The sequence below is a fragment of the Modestobacter sp. KNN46-3 genome (assembly GCF_011039295.1).
Map to the genome: position 1 here is coordinate 1 of NZ_JAAKGN010000098.1, position 17,676 is coordinate 17,676.

Annotated in this window: 18 protein-coding genes; 16 read left to right on the forward strand and 2 right to left on the reverse strand. The window is 72.4% G+C overall.

Annotated elements, in window-relative coordinates; genetic code table 11:
- Positions 1-41 precede the first annotated feature (41 nt).
- The 16 genes from G5C62_RS18050 (at position 42) to G5C62_RS18125 (ending at position 15,845) form a co-directional block, all read left to right on the forward strand.
- Positions 42-1,313 (forward strand): flagellar hook protein FlgE, encoded by a 1,272-nt coding sequence (locus tag G5C62_RS18050; protein ID WP_164702117.1) that lies wholly within the window; start codon positions 42-44, stop codon positions 1,311-1,313.
- 189 nt (positions 1,314-1,502) lie between these two features.
- Positions 1,503-1,790: a flagellar FlbD family protein gene (locus G5C62_RS18055; RefSeq protein WP_036336264.1), complete on the forward strand. Its 288-nt coding sequence runs from the start codon at positions 1,503-1,505 to the stop codon at positions 1,788-1,790.
- 3 nt (positions 1,791-1,793) lie between these two features.
- Positions 1,794-2,564, forward strand: a complete 771-nt coding sequence (locus G5C62_RS18060) for a motility protein A (protein WP_164702118.1) — start codon at positions 1,794-1,796, stop codon at positions 2,562-2,564.
- Positions 2,561-3,526 carry a flagellar motor protein MotB gene (locus G5C62_RS18065; protein WP_164702119.1) on the forward strand — a complete coding sequence of 322 codons (966 nt, stop codon included), beginning with the start codon at positions 2,561-2,563 and terminating at the stop codon, positions 3,524-3,526. Before G5C62_RS18060 ends, G5C62_RS18065 begins: the two co-directional genes overlap by 4 nt.
- Positions 3,523-3,999: a flagellar basal body-associated protein FliL gene (locus G5C62_RS18070; RefSeq protein WP_036336260.1), complete on the forward strand. Its 477-nt coding sequence runs from the start codon at positions 3,523-3,525 to the stop codon at positions 3,997-3,999. The genes G5C62_RS18065 and G5C62_RS18070 overlap by 4 nt, the downstream gene beginning before the upstream one ends.
- 208 nt (positions 4,000-4,207) lie before the next feature.
- Positions 4,208-5,182 carry a flagellar motor switch protein FliM gene (locus G5C62_RS18075; protein WP_241175969.1) on the forward strand — a complete coding sequence of 325 codons (975 nt, stop codon included), beginning with the start codon at positions 4,208-4,210 and terminating at the stop codon, positions 5,180-5,182.
- Positions 5,179-5,925, forward strand: a complete 747-nt coding sequence (fliN, locus tag G5C62_RS18080) for a flagellar motor switch protein FliN (protein ID WP_164702121.1) — start codon at positions 5,179-5,181, stop codon at positions 5,923-5,925. The genes G5C62_RS18075 and fliN overlap by 4 nt, the downstream gene beginning before the upstream one ends.
- A complete protein-coding gene (locus tag G5C62_RS18085; RefSeq protein ID WP_164702122.1) occupies positions 5,922-6,350 on the forward strand; it encodes a flagellar biosynthetic protein FliO in 429 nt (142 codons plus the stop codon). Before fliN ends, G5C62_RS18085 begins: the two co-directional genes overlap by 4 nt.
- The gene (gene fliP / locus G5C62_RS18090) at positions 6,350-7,198 is read left to right on the forward strand and encodes a flagellar type III secretion system pore protein FliP (protein ID WP_164702123.1); all 849 of its coding nucleotides are present in this window, start codon (positions 6,350-6,352) and stop codon (positions 7,196-7,198) included. Before G5C62_RS18085 ends, fliP begins: the two co-directional genes overlap by 1 nt.
- A gap of 76 nt (positions 7,199-7,274) precedes the next feature.
- The gene (fliQ, locus tag G5C62_RS18095) at positions 7,275-7,550 is read left to right on the forward strand and encodes a flagellar biosynthesis protein FliQ (RefSeq protein WP_036336255.1); all 276 of its coding nucleotides are present in this window, start codon (positions 7,275-7,277) and stop codon (positions 7,548-7,550) included.
- A gap of 7 nt (positions 7,551-7,557) precedes the next feature.
- Complete coding sequence (fliR, locus tag G5C62_RS18100) at positions 7,558-8,322, forward strand: flagellar biosynthetic protein FliR (RefSeq protein ID WP_164702124.1); 765 nt, start codon at positions 7,558-7,560, stop codon at positions 8,320-8,322.
- A gap of 17 nt (positions 8,323-8,339) precedes the next feature.
- Positions 8,340-9,473, forward strand: coding sequence for a flagellar biosynthesis protein FlhB (locus G5C62_RS18105; RefSeq protein ID WP_036336252.1), 1,134 nt, complete (start codon positions 8,340-8,342; stop codon positions 9,471-9,473).
- A 161-nt stretch (positions 9,474-9,634) separates the two neighbouring features.
- Positions 9,635-11,680, forward strand: a complete 2,046-nt coding sequence (flhA, locus tag G5C62_RS18110) for a flagellar biosynthesis protein FlhA (protein WP_164702125.1) — start codon at positions 9,635-9,637, stop codon at positions 11,678-11,680.
- A 70-nt stretch (positions 11,681-11,750) separates the two neighbouring features.
- Positions 11,751-14,537 (forward strand): hypothetical protein, encoded by a 2,787-nt coding sequence (locus G5C62_RS18115; RefSeq protein ID WP_164702126.1) that lies wholly within the window; start codon positions 11,751-11,753, stop codon positions 14,535-14,537.
- The gene (locus G5C62_RS18120) at positions 14,534-14,770 is read left to right on the forward strand and encodes a hypothetical protein (protein WP_231558544.1); all 237 of its coding nucleotides are present in this window, start codon (positions 14,534-14,536) and stop codon (positions 14,768-14,770) included. The genes G5C62_RS18115 and G5C62_RS18120 overlap by 4 nt, the downstream gene beginning before the upstream one ends.
- 151 nt (positions 14,771-14,921) lie before the next feature.
- A complete protein-coding gene (locus G5C62_RS18125) occupies positions 14,922-15,845 on the forward strand; it encodes a hypothetical protein (RefSeq protein ID WP_164702127.1) in 924 nt (307 codons plus the stop codon).
- 88 nt (positions 15,846-15,933) lie between these two features.
- On the opposite strand, the gene G5C62_RS18130 is transcribed toward G5C62_RS18125, so the two are convergent.
- Together G5C62_RS18130 and G5C62_RS18135 are read right to left on the reverse strand one after the other, a co-directional pair.
- A complete protein-coding gene (locus G5C62_RS18130) occupies positions 15,934-17,229 on the reverse strand; it encodes a PhoH family protein (RefSeq protein ID WP_164702128.1) in 1,296 nt (431 codons plus the stop codon).
- 234 nt (positions 17,230-17,463) lie between these two features.
- Positions 17,464-17,676: ABC transporter permease (locus G5C62_RS18135; protein WP_164702129.1), on the reverse strand; the 213-nt coding region annotated here is incomplete at its 5' end.

A 17,676-nucleotide genomic window follows, 5' to 3' on the forward strand; every position in this document is an offset into this window, starting at 1 on the left:
CCCTCCCCCCACACCGATCACCGATCGCGAGGAGCTCCACCGTGCTTCGTTCCATGTTCTCGGCCATCTCCGGTCTGCGCGCCCACCAGACCAAGCTCGACGTCGCCGGCAACAACATCGCCAACGTCAACACCGTCGGTTTCAAGGCCAGCCAGACCGTCTTCGAGGACACGCTGAGCCAGGTGCTCCGCAACGGCGCAGCGCCCAACGGCGACGTCGCCGGCACCAACCCGGCGCAGGTCGGCCTCGGCGTGAAGGTCGCCGGCATCACCACGAACTTCGGCCAGGGCTCGACCCAGAACACCGGCCGGGCCAGCGACTTCATGATCAGCGGCGACGGCTTCTTCGTGACCAAGGTCGGCAACGAGCAGCTCTACACCCGGGCCGGCTCCTTCGACACCGACGGCGTCGGCAACCTGGTCACCCCCGACGGGGAGAAGCTGCAGGGCTGGATGGCCAACGCGCTCGGGGTGGTCGACCCCAATGGCCCGCTGGTGGACCTGCGGATCCCCACCGGCCAGGTGCTCGCCCCCGTCGCCACCACCGGCGCGTCACTGGCCGGCAACCTCTCGGCCACCCCGGTCGCCGGCGAGACCGCAGTGACCTCGCAGATCAGCATGTACGACGACCTGGGCAACGCCCACCCGGTCAACGTGGCGATGACCCGCAACGCGACCCCGGCCAACAGCTGGACGGTCAACTTCACCGACACCTCGACCGCGACGGCCGACTCGGCGGGGACCGCGCTGGGCAGCGTCACGCTGCAGTTCGCCGACGGCACGGTCGCCGGCCAGCCGGCCGGCACGCTGATCGCCCCCGCCCCGGCCACGTACTCCCTCCCCGCGGCCGGCGGGGCATGGACGAAGGACGTCGACATCGACCTCTCCAAGTTGACCCAGTTCGGCGGGAAGAGCGACGCCGCGGCCAAGACCACCGCCGACAGCGGCTCGGCGATGGGCGTGCTGCAGGGCTACTCGCTGGCCAGCGACGGCACGATCGTCGGGATCTACTCCAACGGGCTGCGGCAGAACATCGGGCAGCTCGCGCTGGCCACCTTCACCAACCCGGGCGGCCTGGAGAAGGCCGGCAACAGCTCGTTCCGGGCCGGCGACAACTCCGGCAACCCGCTGGTCGGCCAGGCCGGCACCGGTGGCCGCGGCAGCCTGTCGGCCGGCGCGCTGGAGATGTCCAACGTCGACCTGGCCGAGGAGTTCACCGGCCTGATCGTGGCCCAGCGCGGCTTCCAGGCCAACAGCCGCGTGATCACCACCTCCGACGAGATCCTCCAGGACCTGGTCCAGCTCAAGCGCTGATCCCTCCCCCCACCAAGATGGCCATTTTGGTGGGGGCTGAGGCGCTACCTGCGCGGATGGCCCGGTCACCCCGTCGGGGGGACCGGGCCGTTCAGCTCAAGCACCGCCCTCGACACGCCGATGACCTGACTGCGGCGCGATGAGGCCCGTTCGTGGCGAGACCGCCGCACCCGACCCCTGGAGCAGTCCGTGATCCGTCTGACGCGCCTCAACGGCGAGCACTTCGTGCTCAACGTCGAGCTCATCCAGCGCGTGGAGGGCCACCCCGACACCGTCATCACGCTCCGCGACGACACCAAGTACGTCGTCACCGAGACCGTCGACCAGGTCGTCCGTGAGGTCCGCGACTACCGGGCCAGCATCCAGGCAGTCGCCTTCCAGATGGACCGCGGCGAGTACCGGATGCCGACCGCACACACCGCGAAGGGCACCGAGGACTCCTCGGTCCTGCCGTTCCCGAGCCGAGAAGAGCGCTGACCCATGGACCCCGCCACCCTCATCGGGTTCGTCGTCTCCATCATCGCGCTGGTCGTCTTCATGATCCTCGAAGGCGCCGACCCGACCTCGCTGATCTTCCTCCCGGCGATCGTCCTGGTGGTCGTCGCGACCTTCGGCGCGGCGATGGCCAGCCAGACGATGGACGACCTCAAGAAGATGCCCAACTGGTTCAAGATGGCCCTGGTGCCGGGCAAGGTGCCGCCGGCCAGCGAGCAGATCCAGGTCCTGGTGAGCCTGGCCGAGAAGGCCCGCAAGGAAGGGCTGCTCGCACTGGAGGCCCAGGTCAAGGACATCGACGACCCGTTCCTCAAGCGCGGCCTGCAGATGAGCATCGACGGTACCGACCCGGAGGACCTGCGCAGCATCCTCGAGGGCGAGATCTCGGCCAAGAAGACCGAGGACAAGGTCGCCGCCAAGTTCATGAACAACATGGGCGGCTACGCGCCGACCATCGGCATCCTCGGCTGCATCGTCGGCCTGATGAACGTGATGGGCAGCCTCAGCAACCCGGAGGCGCTGGGCCCGATGGTCTCCGCGGCGTTCATCGCCACGCTGTGGGGCGTCATGGCGGCCAACTTCTGGTTCCTGCCGATGGGCGCGAAGATCCTGCGGGTCAGCGCGCTGCAGGCCGCGCAGATGGAGTTGCTCGTCGAGGGCATCGCCGAGATCCAGGCGGGCACCAGCCCGCGCACCGTGCGCGCCAAGCTGACCTCGCTGGTGCCGCCCAGTGAGCAGCAGCGCGAGGCGGCATGAGCAAGAGCGGCGGGCACGGGGGCCACGGTGGCCGCCGGGCCAAGAAGCACGAGGAGCACGAGGAGCACGAGAACCACGAACGGTGGCTGGTGTCCGGCTTCGACATGATGACCCTGCTGTTCGTGCTGTTCGTGGTGCTCTACGCGATGAGCTCGATCGACCTGGCCAAGTTCACCGCCTTCGCCAACGGCGCGCGCGAGGGCGCCGGCGCCCCGGTGACCATCCTCAACGACGGCGCCGCCATCGCCGCACCGATCGAGAACGACAGCCCGCTCAAGCCGGTCCAGGTGGCCCAGGAGGCCGCCATCGACGGCACCGCGCAGACCGAGGCGGAGCAGGCCGCGGCCGTGGCGGCCGCCGAGGCGAAGGCGCGGGCCGTCGCCGCCGAGGCGGAGTCGTCCTACGACCAGCTCGCGGCGGCGCGGGCGGCGATCGCCGCGGCGCTGGCCGAAGCCGGCCAGTCCGGGGCCGCCCAGTTCATCATCGACGAACGGGGCCTGGTCGTGCGCGTGGTCTCCGACCCCGTGCTCTTCGCCCCGGAGTCCGCTGCCCTGCTGCCGCAGGGGGTGACCGTGCTCAGCGCCATGGGCCCGGCGATCCGGGACCTGCCCAACCTGGTCCGGGTCGAGGGCCACGCGAACTCGCTGCCGGTCACCCGCGGAGGCCCGTGGCCGTCGAACTGGGAGCTGTCGGCCGTCCGGGCCACCACCGTGCTGCGGCACCTGGTGGACGCCAACGCCGTCGGGCAGGACCGCATGTCGGCGGTCGGCTACAGCGACACCCGGCCGCTCGTGCCCGACACCGACCCGTCCTACGTGACCGTGAACCGACGGGTGGACGTCGTCCTCCTGTCCACCGCCTCCCCCGAGGCCAACGCACTGCTGCCCGGCATCGAGGCGGCCACCCAGATCACGCAGGCCACCCAGGCCGACGGCACGACCTCCGAGGGGAGCCAGGAATGAGCAAGAAGAAGCAGGAAGAGCCCGAGGACGCCGACGGCGCCAAGGGCGGCGGCAAGAAGAAGCTGCTGATCATGGGGCTGGTCGCCGTCCTGGCGATCGGCGCCGCCGCGTACTTCTTCGTCTTCAGCGGCAGCGGCGAGGCGGTGGCCGAGCCCGCGCCGGAGGCCGGCAGCGTCGTCCTCCCGGTGGAGTCGGTGGCCATCAACCTGGCCGGCGGGAGCTACCTGAAGCTCGGCTTCACGCTGCAGTTCTCCCTCGCCTACGACGAGCACGCCGGCGGCGGGCACGGCGGTGGCGCCACCCCGGACGGTTCGAAGGCGATGGACATCGCCATCTCCCAGTTCTCCGGGGCTGCCCTGTCCGACGTGCAGACCAACCGGGAGGCGATGAAGGCCGCCTTCGAGGCGGCGGTCGTCGAGGCCTACCACGGCGACGTCTACGAGCTCTGGTACACGGAGTACGTCACCCAGTAGAAGGACCCCCTTGCCCCCCAGCACTCGCACGCTCGTGCCGGGACCCTGCAAGGGGGCCGTTCCAACACCTCACGGGTGTGGGAACGGCTGACGCTCCTCCCCCACCGTCCCCACCGGGGAACACCTGCACCAGCCGGCGCCGAGCTCCTCGGCGCCGGCTGGTGTCCGGCGGTCAGGGTCACCGCGCCCCCCGCCGATGAGGACATGCGTGAGCCTGTCCGACACCGTGGCCGACGCCCCGAGCGCCGCCGCCCCCCGACCCCCTGAGGGGCAGGCGCGCGCCCGACGCCGGGAACCGCGCACCTACGACTTCCGTCGTCCGACGAAGCTGTCCCGTGAGCACGTCCGGATCCTGCAGATCACCCAGGAGTCCTTCGCCCGTCAGGCGACGACGACCCTGACCTCCCTGCTCCGCACCGGCGTCCGGGTCGAGCTGACCGGCATCGAGCAGTTCTCCTACGACGACTACATCGCCACCCTGCCGTCGTCGTACTTCGTGGCGACGTTCACCCTCGAGCCGCTGGCCGGCAAGGGCGTGCTCGCCTGGCCGCTGGACTCCGCGATGGCCATGGTCGACCACATGCTCGGTGGCTCCGGCGCCGGCGACCAGCCGAACCGGCCGATGACGGGCATGGAGAGCGCCATCACCGGCCACCTCCTGGCCCGGCTGCTCGACGAGCTCGGCCAGGCGTTCGCCCCGGTCACCGCGCTGAAGCCCGCGCTCGACAGCGTCGAGTACAACCCGCAGCTCGCCCAGGCCGCCTCCGGTTCCGAGACGGTCATGGTCGCGACCTACAGCATGCGGATCGGTGCCCGGGAGCCCGAGGTCACCCTCGTGCTGCCCTTCGGCTCCTTCGTCGGCCCGCTGAACAACGCCGCCTCCCCGCAGCTGTCGGACGTCGCGAAGCACAAGCGGCAGCGGGCCCTCGAGGCGATCACCGAGCGGATCAACGACGTCCCCGTCGACGTGAGCGTGCGGTTCAACCCGCTGGACGTCCCCTCCGGTGACCTCTTGTCCCTGGCCGTCGGCGACGTGCTGCTGCTCCGCCACGCCCAGGACAGCCCGCTGCAGGTCACCACCAACGACGTGACCTTCGCCCACGCCCTCCCCAGCAACCACCGGCGCCGCCTGGCGGCCGAGATCGTCCCCGACACCTCGACCGGCGGAAAGGACCCCGCATGACCACCGCCTTCGGCACCGACCGCTCGTCGGACTCCGACACCATCGCTGCAGCCGTCGCTGCCGCGGCCCAGGCCGCAGCAGCCGCCATGCCCGCCGAGCTCGTCCTCCGGGCCGGGGAGACGGTGGCCGACCCCGAGTCGGTCCCGCTCCCCCCGACCCCCGGGGCCGCCGTCACCGCCGCACTGGGCGGCGAGGTCAGCGGCGACATCGTGCTGGTGCTCTCCGAGGAGATCGTCAGCGCGCTGACCAACTCCCCGGTCGGGCCGATGGACGTCGCCACCGCGCTGCGCCCCGCGCTCGAGGCCGCCGCCGCCGCTCTCGGCCGGGTGCGCGTCGCGGCCGAGCGGGTCGAGGACGTCGTCGCGGCGCTGGACGGGCTGCGGGACAAGGGCGTCTTCCTCGCCGTCCCGCTGATCAACGGCACGGAGATCGCCGCCACGCTGGCCCTGCAGGTCACCCTGCCCCGCCCGCGGGAGCGGCGCGGCAGCCTGGACCTGCTGCGCAACGTGGCCATGGAGGTCACCGTCGAGATCGGCCGGACCCGGATGACCGTGTCCGAGCTGCTCTCCCTCCACCCCGGCGAGGTCATCGAGCTCGACCGCGCCGCCGGTGCGCCGGCGGACCTGCTGGTCAACGGCACCCTGATCGCCCGCGGCGAGATCGTCGTCGTCGACGAGGACTTCGGCCTGCGGATCAGCGAGATCGTGACCGAGGCCGGCGAGTACGGGACTCCGCCCGCATGAGCTGGATGATCGTCCGCCTGGTCCTGTCGCTCGTGTTCGTCGCCGCGGTCCTGCTCTTCGCCAGCAAGGTCGCGAAGAAGCGCGGGCTCGGTGGCCCCACCGGCGTCATCGAGGTCGTCGCCCGCCAGCGGATGGGCCGGGCCAGCAGCGTCTCGGTGCTGCGCGTCGCCGGCCGGGTGCTGGTGGTCGGCTCGACCGAGGAGCAGGTCACCCTGCTGGCCGAGGTCGAGGACGAGGAGCTGCAGGCCGCCCTCGCCGCCCAGGCCCGCCCCGCGGTCGGTGCGAACGGCGAGACCACCGAGCTGCCTGCCGCCCGGGTCCCGGTGCCGCGGGCGGGCAGCGGTGCCCTGGCCGGCTCGGTGCTCGACCGCGGCACGTGGACGTCGGTGGTGCACGAGCTGCGCGAGCGGACGGTGCGCCGCTGATGACCGCCGTTCCCGTCCGGCTGTCGGCGCCGCCGCCGACGTCCGGCCCCGCCCGCCGCCGTGCGGCCTGGCTGCTGCCGTTGCTGCTGCTGGGCACGGTGCTGCTGATGCTCTGGCTGGCCGGCCCGGCCTCGGCCGCCCCCACCGCGCCGGTCCCGCCGTCCGAGCCGGTCGCCCCGGTCGTGGACGACGGCGGCCTGGACATCTCCATCGGCGGGGACAGCCCGAGCACCGCGGTGACGCTGATCCTGGCGATCACCGTGCTGTCGATCGCGCCGTCGGCGCTGCTGCTGGTGACCTCGTTCACCAAGATCCTCGTGGTGCTGGCGCTGACCCGCAACGCGCTGGGCCTGCCCACCTCACCGCCGAACCAGGTGCTCACCGGGATCGCGCTGTTCCTGACCATCTTCGTGATGGGCCCGGTGTTCAGCGAGATCAACGAGCTCGCCGTCCAGCCCTACCTGGACGGCACCATGAACGCCTCGGCCGCCTACGACACCGGTGTCGAGCCGCTGAAGGGCTTCCTGCTGGCCAACACCCGGGACGACGAGCTCAAGCTGATGGTCGGGCTCTCCGGTGAGGAGGCGCCGGCGGACGCGGCGTCGGTGAGCATGCTGACCCTGGTCCCGGCGTTCGTGCTCTCGGAGCTGAAGAGCGCCTTCATCATCGGCCTGGTCGTCTTCATCCCGTTCCTGGTGCTGGACATGCTGGTCAGCGCCGCGCTGATGGCGATGGGCATGATGATGGTGCCGCCGACGATCGTGTCCCTGCCGTTCAAGCTGATGCTCTTCGTGATCGTCGACGGCTGGGCGCTGGTGACCACGGCACTGGTCGGGTCGTACGGATGAGCCGCGTGACGACGTGCGAGCGAGCATCGCAGGGAGCGCCAGCAACCGAGGAGCGGAACGAGCTCGGAGGCACGCAATGAGCGACGCCGACGTCACCGAGATCGCCACCCAGACGATGATCGTGGCGGCGAAGGTGTCCGCCCCGATCCTGCTGACCGCACTGCTGGTCGGCTTCATGATCTCCCTGTTCCAGGCGGCCACCCAGATCCAGGAACCGACGCTGTCCTTCGTGCCGAAGATGATCGCGGTGGCGATCGCGCTGTTGGTGACCGGCAACTGGGTGCTCTCGGAGCTGGTCTCCTTCACCGACCAGCTGTTCGAGTCGCTGCCGCGGTTGCTCGGCAGGACCTGAGGCCGCAGTGGACCTCGAGGTCCCCTCCGCGACCCTCGCGGCGCTGCTGCTGGCCAGCACGCGGGCTGCCGGGTTCATCGCCCTGGCCCCGCCGTTCAACTCCAACGGCATCCCGCGGGTGGTCAAGGGCGCACTCGCCCTCTGCATCGCCCTGGTCACGTTCCCGCACATCTCCGGCACCATCCCGGAGGTCACCGCCGGCTTCCTCATCGCGACTGCGGTCACCGAGGCGGTCATCGGCGCCGCGCTGGGCTTCGTCGTCCAGCTGCTGTTCAGCGCCGTCCAGCTGGCCGGTGACCTGATCGACGTGACCGGCGGGTTCTCCCTGCAGCCGGCCTACGACCCGATGTCGCTGACCACGCAGGGGGTGATCGGCCGGCTGCACTACCTGCTCGCCATCACCCTGCTGTTCACCAGCAACGGCCACCTGCTGCTGGTGCGGGGATTCGTCACCTCCTACGAGGGGCTGCCGGTGGGCGGCTCGCTGCCCACCGACCAGCTGGGCTCGGTCCTGATCACTGCCTTCTCGATGATGTTCCTGGCCGCGCTGCAGATCGCCGGACCGCTGGTGGCGGTGCTGCTGCTGGCCGACGTCGCGCTCGCCCTGCTGTCCAAGGCCGCGCCGGCGCTGAACATCTTCGCCTTCGGCTTCCCGCTCAAGATCATGATCACCCTGACCCTGCTGGGGCTGACCTTCCCGCTGCTGCCGCCGGCGCTGGACGGGCTCCTGGACTCCGCGCTCGACGCGATCACCTCGCTGCGCAGCGGCTGACCCGGAGGAGGTGACTGATGGCCAAGGACGGTCCTGGCGGCGAGAAGACAGAGAAGCCGACACCGCAGAAGCTCAAGAAGGCCCGCAAGGACGGGCAGATCCCGCGCACCCAGGAACTGGGCACCTGGCTGGGCGCGGCCGCGGCGAGCGTGCTGCTGCCCATGCTCGTGGGCGGTGCGTTCAGCTCCATCCAGGAGCTGTTCGTGCAGGTCGGCGTGATCGCCAAGGACCCGCAGCAGGCCACGATGCAGGCACTGTTCGGCACCGCGCTGGCCGTCTTCATGACCGCGCTGCTGCCGATGGCCCTGGCGATGATGGTGATCGGCACGATCGCCTCGGCGTCCCAGGGCGGGGTCACGATCGCCACGAAGGCGATGAAGCCGACGTTGAAGAAGCTGAACCCCTTCCCCGGGATCAAGCGGATGTTCGGCACCCAGGGCCTCTGGGAGGCGACCAAGGCGATCATCAAGACCGTCGCGCTGGCGACCGTCATCGGCGTGACGTCCGACAACGCCATGCAACTGGTCTCCGCCTCCGGTGCGCTGCCGCTGTCGGAGGTCGTGCACACCTTCACCGACTCCGCGGTGCTGATGTTCCGCGTCGTGGGCATCACCGGCCTGGTCATCGCGGTCGCGGACTACGTGGTGGTGCGGCACAAGATGATGAAGCAGCTCAAGATGAGCGTCTACGAGATCAAGCAGGAGCACAAACAGGCCGAGGGCGACCCGCAGATGAAGGCCCAGCGCCGCTCCACCCAGCTGTCGATGTCCCGCAACCGGATGATGTCCGAGGTCGCCGACGCCGACGTGCTGCTGGTCAACCCCACCCACGTCGCCGTCGCACTCAAGTACGACCCGATGAAGGGCGCCCCCCGGGTGGTGGCCAAGGGCGCCGACGAGATGGCCGCCCGGCTGCGCGCCCGGGCCGAGGAGTGCAAGGTGCCGATGGTCCAGGACATCCCCCTGGCCCGGGCCCTGCACGCCTCCTGCGACCTGGGCCAGGAGGTGCCGGCCCAGCTGTTCACCGCCGTCGCCCGGGTGCTGGCCTTCGTCATGCACCTCTCGGCGCGCGGCGTGAGCGGCGGCATGCACCGGCCCGGCTTCGAGGCACCGGCCACCGAAGGGCTGCCCCGCGCCGGCCGGCGCCGCTGACGGCCGACCGGTCTCCCTGAGGCCCGCGGAGCGGTTGGGACGCACGGTGTGGCGGACCCGCCCAGCGGTACCGCCCGTTCCCCGGACTGCCGAGAAGGCGGTGGGGGGCGCACCGGCGCATTCCTCCGCCGCCGTAGCGCACCGCACAGGAACGAGGTCTCGTGGGAAAGCTGACGAAGGCCGCCGTCCCCATCGGGGTGGTCTCGATCGTCCTGATGCTCGTGGTGCCGCTGCCGGCCCCCGTGCTGGACCTGCTCCTGGCGCTGAACATCGTCGGGTCGCTGCTGATCCTGCTGGTGTCGATGAACATCAGGCGGCCGCTGGACTTCGCGATCTTCCCGTCACTGGTGCTGATCGCGACGCTGATGCGACTCGCGCTCAACGTCTCCTCGACCCGGCTGGTCCTCACCGACGGTTACGCCGGCAAGGTCATCGAGGCCTTCGGGCACTTCGTGATCGGCGGCTCGCTGATCGTCGGCCTGGTCATCTTCGTGATCCTCACGATCATCCAGTTCGTCGTCATCACCAACGGCGCCGGCCGCGTCGCCGAGGTCGGCGCCCGCTTCACCCTCGACGCGATGCCCGGCAAGCAGATGGCCATCGACGCCGACCTGAACGCCGGCCTGATCAACGAGAAGCAGGCCCGCAAGCGGCGCAGCGACGTCACCGCCGAGGCCGACTTCTACGGCTCGATGGACGGCGCCAGCAAGTTCGTCAAGGGCGACGCCATCGCCGCCATCATCGTCACGCTGATCAACCTGATCGGCGGCTTCGCGATCGGCGTGCTGCAGCGCGGCATGGCCCCGGGCGAGGCCGTCACCACCTACTCGCTGCTGTCGGTCGGCGACGGCCTGGTCTCCCAGATCCCGGCGCTGCTGATCTCCACCGCCACCGGCCTGATCGTCACCCGCTCGGCCTCCCAGGGCGACATGGGCTCGGACCTGATCAGCCAGCTCAGCCGCGCCAAGCAGCCGGTGCGCATCGCCGGCCTCGCCTCGCTGGCCCTGTGCCTGATCCCCGGCCTGCCCAAGCTGCCGTTCCTGCTGATCGGCGGCCTGGTCCTGTTCATCTCCACCCGGCTCACCGACCGGGTCGACGAGGACGACGACGAGGGCACGCCCGCGGACGCCGTCGCCGCCGAGCCGCAGCCCGACTCCCCCGAGGCGATCGCCGACCGGATGCGGGTGGACCCCCTGGAGCTGGAGGTCGCCTTCGACCTGGTCGAGCTGGTGGACACCGCCCGCGGGGGCGACCTCCTGGACCGCGTCAAGGCGCTGCGCCGCAAGGTCGCCATGGAGACCGGGCTGGTCATCCCGCTGGTCCGCACCCGGGACAACCTGGACCTGCCCGCCTCGCAGTACGTCATCTGGCTCAACGGCGTCCCCGCGGCCAAGGGCACGTCCCCGGCCGGCACGGTCCTCGCCATCGGTGACCACCTCGACGGGCTGCCGGGCAAGGCGACCCGGGAGCCGGTCTTCGGGCTGGCCGCCAAGTGGGTGCCCGCCGAGCTCCAGCGGCAGGCCGAGATGGCCGGCGCGACCGTCGTCGACCGCTCCTCGGTGATCACCACCCACCTGGCCGAGGTCGTCCGGCAGAACGCCTCGGCGCTGCTGGGCCGGGAGGACGTCAAGGTGCTGGTCGAGATGATCCGCCGCTCGCACCCGGCCGTCGCCGACGAGCTCACCCCGGCGCTGCTCAGCCTCGGCGAGGTGCAGCGGGTCCTGCAGGCCCTGCTGGACGAGGGGGTGTCGATCCGCGACCTGGTGCGCATCTTCGAGGCCCTGTCCCTGCGGGCCAAGGTCTCCACCGACCTCGACGGCCTGGTCGAGGCGGCCCGCACCGCCCTGGGCGCGGCCATCAGCCACCCGTACGTGACCGAGGAGGAGCGGCTGCACGTCATCACCCTCGAGCCGTCGTTCGAGCAGCGGCTCCTGGAGGCCGTGCGCCCCACCGAGGGCGGCCAGGTGCTCGCGCTGGACGGGCACACCGTCGACGTCCTGGTCCGCGGCTGCACCGAGCTCCTCGACGACGCCGAGCGCCTGAACCTCTCCCCCGTGCTCGTCTGCTCACCGCAGGTGCGAGCCGCACTGTCCCGCCTGGTCCGCCAGGTCCTGCCCCGCCTGTCGGTCATCTCGTACAACGAGGTGTCCCGCACGGCACAGATCGAGTCACTGGGAGTGGTGAGCGGTGCCGTCGCGATCCGTTGAGGCAGCCACGCGTGAGGAGGCCATCGCGGCCGCGCGTGCAGAGTTCGGGGCCTCGGCCCGAGTGGTCGGGGTGCGCCGCATCCGTTCCGGCGGCATGTTCGGCTTCTTCACCAACGAGCGGTTCATCGCCGAGGTCGAGGTGCCCACGGCCGGTTCGGCCACCGGGCCGAGCACCGGTTCGGCCGCCGTGCTGAAGGACCCGGCCGCCCCCGCACGGCCGGCTGCGCCGTCGATGGACGACCGGATGAAGGAGCTCGCCGACCTGCTGGGGGCAGCGGCCCAGGGCAGCCCGGCCGTGGACCTCTACGGCCGTTCCGGCTCGGTGCGGACCGCGCCCGAGACCACCGCAGCTGCGGCGCCGTCGGCCCAGCGGTCGACCCCCTCCTCGAGGGTCTCCCCCTCGGCCGCCCGGTCCACGGCGCGGCCGGCGCGTGCGGCGACCGCCGCCGCGACCCCGGCGGCGGCCAAACCGTTCACCCCCAGCAAGCACACGCTGATGCTCGCGCCGGAGGACCTGGCGCCGGGGCCCGCCCCGGCGCCCGTCGCCGAGCAGCCGTCGGGCCCCTCGCCGTTCGCCGCGGCGCTCACCCGGATGGTCGCCTCGAGCCCCGTGCAGGCAGCGGCCGACGCCGCTGTCGAGGACGCCGCCGTCGCGGCGGAGGCCGCACGGCTGGCCACGGCACGCATCGAGGCTGCTGCCGCCGAGGCCGCCCGGGTGCAGGCCGAGGCTGCGCGGGCCGAAGCAGCACGGATCGAGGCAGCGCGAGTCGAGGCAGCCCGCATCCAGGCCGAGGTCGAGGCCGCCCGCATCCAGGCCGAAGCCGAGGCTGCCGCCGAAGCCGCCCGCATCCAGGCCGAAGCCGACGCCGCCGCCGAAGCCGCCCGCATCCAGGCCGAAGCCGACGCCGCCGCCGAAGCCGCCCGCATCCAGGCCGAAGCCGCCGCCGCCGCCGAAGCCGCCCGCATCCAGGCCGAAGCCGACGCCGCCGCCGAAGCCGCCCGCATCCAGGCCGAAGCCGACGCCGCCGCCGAAGCCGCCCGCATCCAGGCCGAAGCTGCCGCCGCCGCCGAAGCCGCCCGCATCCAAGCCGAGGCTGCCGCCGCCGAGGCGGCCCGGGTCCAGGCTGCTGCCGAGGCCGTCGCGGCTTCGGAGGCCGCCCGCCTGCGGGCCGAGGCTGCTGCCGCTGTCGAGGCCGCCCGCCGTCAGGCCGAGGCCGAGGCCGAGGCCGCGGCCGCCACCGAGGCGGCCCGGCTCGACGTCGCCCGCGCGGAGCTCGCCCACCTCGAGGCGGCCACCCCGGCCCTGTCGATGGTCGAGTCCGTCCGGAGTGCGGACGAGGAGCTGGCCGACCTGCTCGAGGAGGTCCTGGCCGCCAACGGCTCCGGTCGCGGCCGGCACCGTTCTCCCGAGGCAGGTGCCGACCGGTCCGCCGCCGAGGCCGCCCAGGACGGTGACGCCGCACTCGCGGCCGCGTCGGCGATCGTCGAGGCCGCTGCCTCGCGCGGCTGGTCGGCCCCGGCACTGGCCGAGGACCGGGTGCGCGACGTCCCGCAGCCGTGGGCCTACCAGACCACCGCCGCCGAGCCCAACGCCTACGACACCGGCGCCTACCGGACCGACGCCCGCACCAGCTACGCCAGCGATGCCCGGGTCGCACAGCGGGCGGCGCAGTTCGCGGCCGCCCAGAACCTCGTCGTGGACGCCGTCGTCGTCGACGACTCCCCGGCCGAGGAGGTCCGCTTCATGGAGTCACCATCGACCGACCAGCGGGAGCGGTTCGCCGTCCCGGTGGCCATGTCGCCGGTCATGTCCCCGGTCATGGCGCCCGCCATGGCACGGACCGCGAGCGACCCGGCTCCGCTCCCGCTGGACGCCACCACCATCCTGCCGCCGCTGTCGCTGATGCCGCCGGCGCACTTCGGCGGTGGACAGCAGCCGCTGCTGACCTCCCGTCCCGGTGTCCCGCCGGTCCGCCGGTCGCGCCCGCCGGTGCCGGCGAGCACCCGCCCCGCGCTGTCCGGCCGTCCGCAGGCCTCGACCCACCCGACCGCCCTCCCGGTGGCGCCCCGTCCGGCCGCCGCGCTGCCGGCCGCCGACGAGCCCGGCGGCCGCCTCGCGACCGTGACCCGGCTGGTCCCCGCGCCGTCGTCGACGGCGCTGGCCCCCTACCCGATGAGCGGGCCGGAGGAGCTGGTCATCCGGCTGCTGACCCTCGGGCTGCCCGACTCGTTGCTGGGGCCGGACTTCACCAGTGACGCGGCCGCCCGCGGCGTGTACGCGGCGCTGACCCGGAGCCTGTCCGAGCGGTTGCCCGCAGCTCCGCCGGCGCCCACGGAGCCGGGCGACGTGCTGATGCTCGTCGGCCCCGGCGCCGAGACCTTCGCCGCCGCCCGGTCGCTGGCCTCCTCGCTGCGGCTGGAGCCCGAGGCCGTGCTGTGGGCCGCGTCGGGTGCGCTCGCCGGCCTGGCCCCGGAGGCCAGTCGGATCACCTCGCTGGAGACCGCCCTGGCACGCCGTCGGACCAGCGCCGCGACCGGCGCGGTCACCGTCGTCGCCGTGGACGCCCCGCTGCGCACGTCCGGCGGGCCGTGGATGGAGCACATGCTCTCGATCTGGTCGCCGTCGGCGGTCTGGGCGGTCATGGACGCCACCCGCAAGCCCGAGGACCTCGTCCCGTGGCTGGACGGGCTGCCCCGCCTGGACGCCGTCGTCGTCGAGGACACCGACTCGACCGCCGACCCGGCCGCCGTGCTGAACCACGTGCCGGTGCCCGTGGCCATGGTCGACGGCACCCGGGCCACCGCGCACCGCTGGGCCTCGCTGCTGTGTGAGCGGCTGGAGGAGATGGAGGCGTGATCAGCCCGTTCCGCTGGGACGTCGTGGTGACCGGCTTCGTGCTGGCCATCCCGGTGTTCCTGCTGGGACTGCGCGGTGACTTCACCGTGGACGACGTCACCACCCGCCTGCTGTGGTGCCTGGGCGCCGGCTGGGTCGCCGTCGGCCTGCTGCGCTGGGCCACCACCCCGCCGCCGCCGGCCCGCCGCGCCCGGCCGAGCCCGGCCCCGGCGGACGAGCCCGCCTCCACCTGACGGGCGGCACGCACTCCTGCGCAGTTGCGCTCGGATGTCCGCTGCTGCAACAGCGCTGAGGCGCGGCCTCCGGCGCGAGAGCGATGTGGACCTCGTCCACAGGTTGACCGCCGCCCCTCCCTGGAGCGGCGGGACCGGCCAGGCTGGCTGGATGACCGATCCGCTGCCCCCTGGGGTGTTGCTCCGCGCCTCGGCGGTGCGCCTGGGCTTCGATGACGGCGAGCTCGCGCGCCTGGTCCGCTCCAAGCAGCTCGACCGCCTGCAGCGCGGTGCGTACATCGACCCGCAGGCTGATCGAGCTGCTCGCGCCCGAGCGGTCATCGTCGCGACCGTGGCGGGGCTCAGACTGCCGGGAGCCGTCAGCCACGGGTCGGCGGCAGTCCTGCACGGACTGCCCACGTGGCGGGTCGGCTCGGCCCGCGTGCACGTCACCCGCGCTCCCCCCGCGTCCGGAGCCAGCAGCAGGCGGGTGCACCTGCACGTCGCCCGGCTGGGCGCCGAGGAGACCACCGTGGTGGACGGCGTGCTCACGACCGATGTCACCCGGACCGTCGTCGACCTCGCCCGGACGCTGACGTTCGAGTCGGCGGTCGTCACGGCCGACGCCGCGCTCGCACTCGGGTCCACCACGGCAGCGCAGCTCGACGACGCACTGCGACGAATGGGCGGCGCACCCGGGACCCGTCGGGCGGCTCGGGTCATCGCCTTCGCCGACCGGCGCAGCGAGAGCGTCGGTGAGAGCCGGAGCCGGGTGCTGATCCACCGCATCGGGCTGACCGCACCGGACCTGCAGGTCGAGGTGCGCCGGCCCGACGGGTCCTTGGTCGGACGCTGCGACTTCGGCTGGGACGCCCAGCGCACGCTCGGGGAGTTCGACGGCCGGGTCAAGTACGGGCGACTGCTCCGCCCCGGTGAGTCGGCCGGTGACGTCGTCTACCGGGAGAAGCTGCGGGAGGACGAGATGCGTGACCTCGGCCGGGAAGTGGTCCGGTGGACGTGGCCCGAACTGGAGGAGCCCGGCGTCGTGGCCGCGCGGCTACGGCGTGCGTTCACCCGGGGCAGCCACCGTCGGTGACCCGCTCTTGCGCAGTTCCCGGGGCTCTCTCGGTGGTGCAACAGCGCGGGAGCAGCGGGAGCGGCGCAAGAGCGGGGTCAGGCTCGGGTCAGAGGGGGAGGTCTTCCAGCATCTCCGTCACGAGGGCGGCGATCGGGGAGCGCTCCGAGCGGGTCAGGGTCACGTGGGCGAACAGCGGGTGCCCCTTGAGTCGGTCGATCACCGCGGTCACGCCGTCGTGCCGGCCGACCCGGAGGTTGTCCCGCTGCGCCACGTCGTGGGTGAGGACGACGCGGGAGTTGGTGCCCAGCCGGGAGAGCACGGTGAGCAGCACCCCGCGCTCCAGCGACTGCGCCTCGTCGACGATCACGAACGAGTCGTGCAGCGAGCGGCCGCGGATGTGGGTCAGCGGCAGCACCTCGATCAGCCCGCGGGCCACGATCTCCTCGACGACGTCGCCGGAGACCAGGGCGCCCAGGGTGTCGAACACCGCCTGGGCCCAGGGCGCCATCTTCTCGTTCTCGCTGCCCGGCAGGTAGCCGAGCTCCTGCCCGCCGACGGCGTACAGCGGCCGGAAGATCACCACCTTCTTGTGGGCCCGCCGCTCCATCACCGACTCCAGCCCCGCGCACAGCGCCAGCGCCGACTTGCCGGTGCCGGCCCGGCCGCCCATCGAGACGATGCCGATCTCCGGGTCGAGCAGCAGGTCCAGGGCGACCCGCTGCTCGGCGGAGCGCCCGTGCAGGCCGAAGGCGTCCCGGTCGCCGCGGACCAGCCGCACCTGCTTGTCCGGGGTCACCCGGCCCAGCGCGGACCCGCGGCCGGAGAGCATGACCAGCCCGGTGTGGGTCGGCAGCTCCGCGGCAGCCGGCAGGTAGACCGTGCCGGCGTCGTAGAGCGCCTGGACGTCGGACTCCTCGACCGCCAGCTCGGCCATCCCGGTCCAGCCGGTGTCGACCGCCCCCAGCCCGCGGTACTCCTCGGTGTCCAGCCCCACCGCGGCGGCCTTGACCCGGAGCGGCACGTCCTTCGTCACCAGGCAGACGTCCCGGCCCTCGCTGCGCAGGTTGAGCGCGACGACCATGATCCGGCTGTCGTTGCTGTCGTTGCGGAACCCGGGCGGCAGCACCGACGGGTCGCTGTGGTTCAGCTCGACGTGCAGCGAACCGCCCTGGTCGCCGACCGGCAGCGGGGCGTCCAGCCGGCCGTGCTGCACCCGCAGGTCGTCGAGCATCCGCAGGGTCTGTCGGGCGAACCAGCCGAGGTCGGGGTGGTCGCGCTTGTCCTCGAGCTCACCGATCACGACGAGCGGGACGACGACGTCGTGCTCGTCGAAGCGCAGCAGCGCGCCCGGGTCGGAGAGGAGCACGGAGGTGTCGAGGACGTAGGTGCGGCGAGTGGTCACGAGTCGGCTCCCGTGGAGCGGCACCCTGATGACAAGGCGCGCCCCGGCTCGAAGGTGGCCGGGCCCCGGCGCTGGGGCCAGGACGCGGCCCCTCTGGTGGATGAACTGCCTCGCACCAACCGGGCCTCCCGTGGAGGGCGAGGTGAGCTCGTCCTCCACCGCCGACGCTAGGCCCCGGTACTGACGAAAGCACCCCTCCGACACGCGATCGGGTGATGCGTGGTGCGCCGTTCGTCAGCTGGACTCCTGCCGGAAACGTCGGACGCCGAACCACCAGCCCGCCACGCCCATCGCGATGGTGAGCGCAGCACCCCACCACGCGGTGCTGCTGCCGTAGTCGCCGTCGAAGAAGGCACGGGTGCCCTCGACCACGTGCTTGAGCGGGTTGACGTCGCTGATCGCCTGCAGCCAGCCGGGGGCCAGCGACATCGGCAGCAGGATGCCCGA

Bases quoted from the DNA above. Each gene is read 5' to 3' on its own strand.
- G5C62_RS18060 (WP_164702118.1), top strand. From the start codon at position 1,794: ATGGACCCCGCCACCCTCATCGGGTTCGTCGTCTCCATCATCGCGCTG.
- G5C62_RS18065 (WP_164702119.1), top strand. From the start codon at position 2,561: ATGAGCAAGAGCGGCGGGCACGGGGGCCACGGTGGCCGCCGGGCCAAG.
- G5C62_RS18070 (WP_036336260.1), top strand. From the start codon at position 3,523: ATGAGCAAGAAGAAGCAGGAAGAGCCCGAGGACGCCGACGGCGCCAAG.
- fliN (WP_164702121.1), top strand. From the start codon at position 5,179: ATGACCACCGCCTTCGGCACCGACCGCTCGTCGGACTCCGACACCATC.
- G5C62_RS18085 (WP_164702122.1), top strand. From the start codon at position 5,922: ATGAGCTGGATGATCGTCCGCCTGGTCCTGTCGCTCGTGTTCGTCGCC.
- fliP (WP_164702123.1), top strand. From the start codon at position 6,350: ATGACCGCCGTTCCCGTCCGGCTGTCGGCGCCGCCGCCGACGTCCGGC.
- fliQ (WP_036336255.1), top strand. From the start codon at position 7,275: ATGAGCGACGCCGACGTCACCGAGATCGCCACCCAGACGATGATCGTG.
- G5C62_RS18105 (WP_036336252.1), top strand. From the start codon at position 8,340: ATGGCCAAGGACGGTCCTGGCGGCGAGAAGACAGAGAAGCCGACACCG.
- G5C62_RS18125 (WP_164702127.1), top strand. From the start codon at position 14,922: ATGACCGATCCGCTGCCCCCTGGGGTGTTGCTCCGCGCCTCGGCGGTG.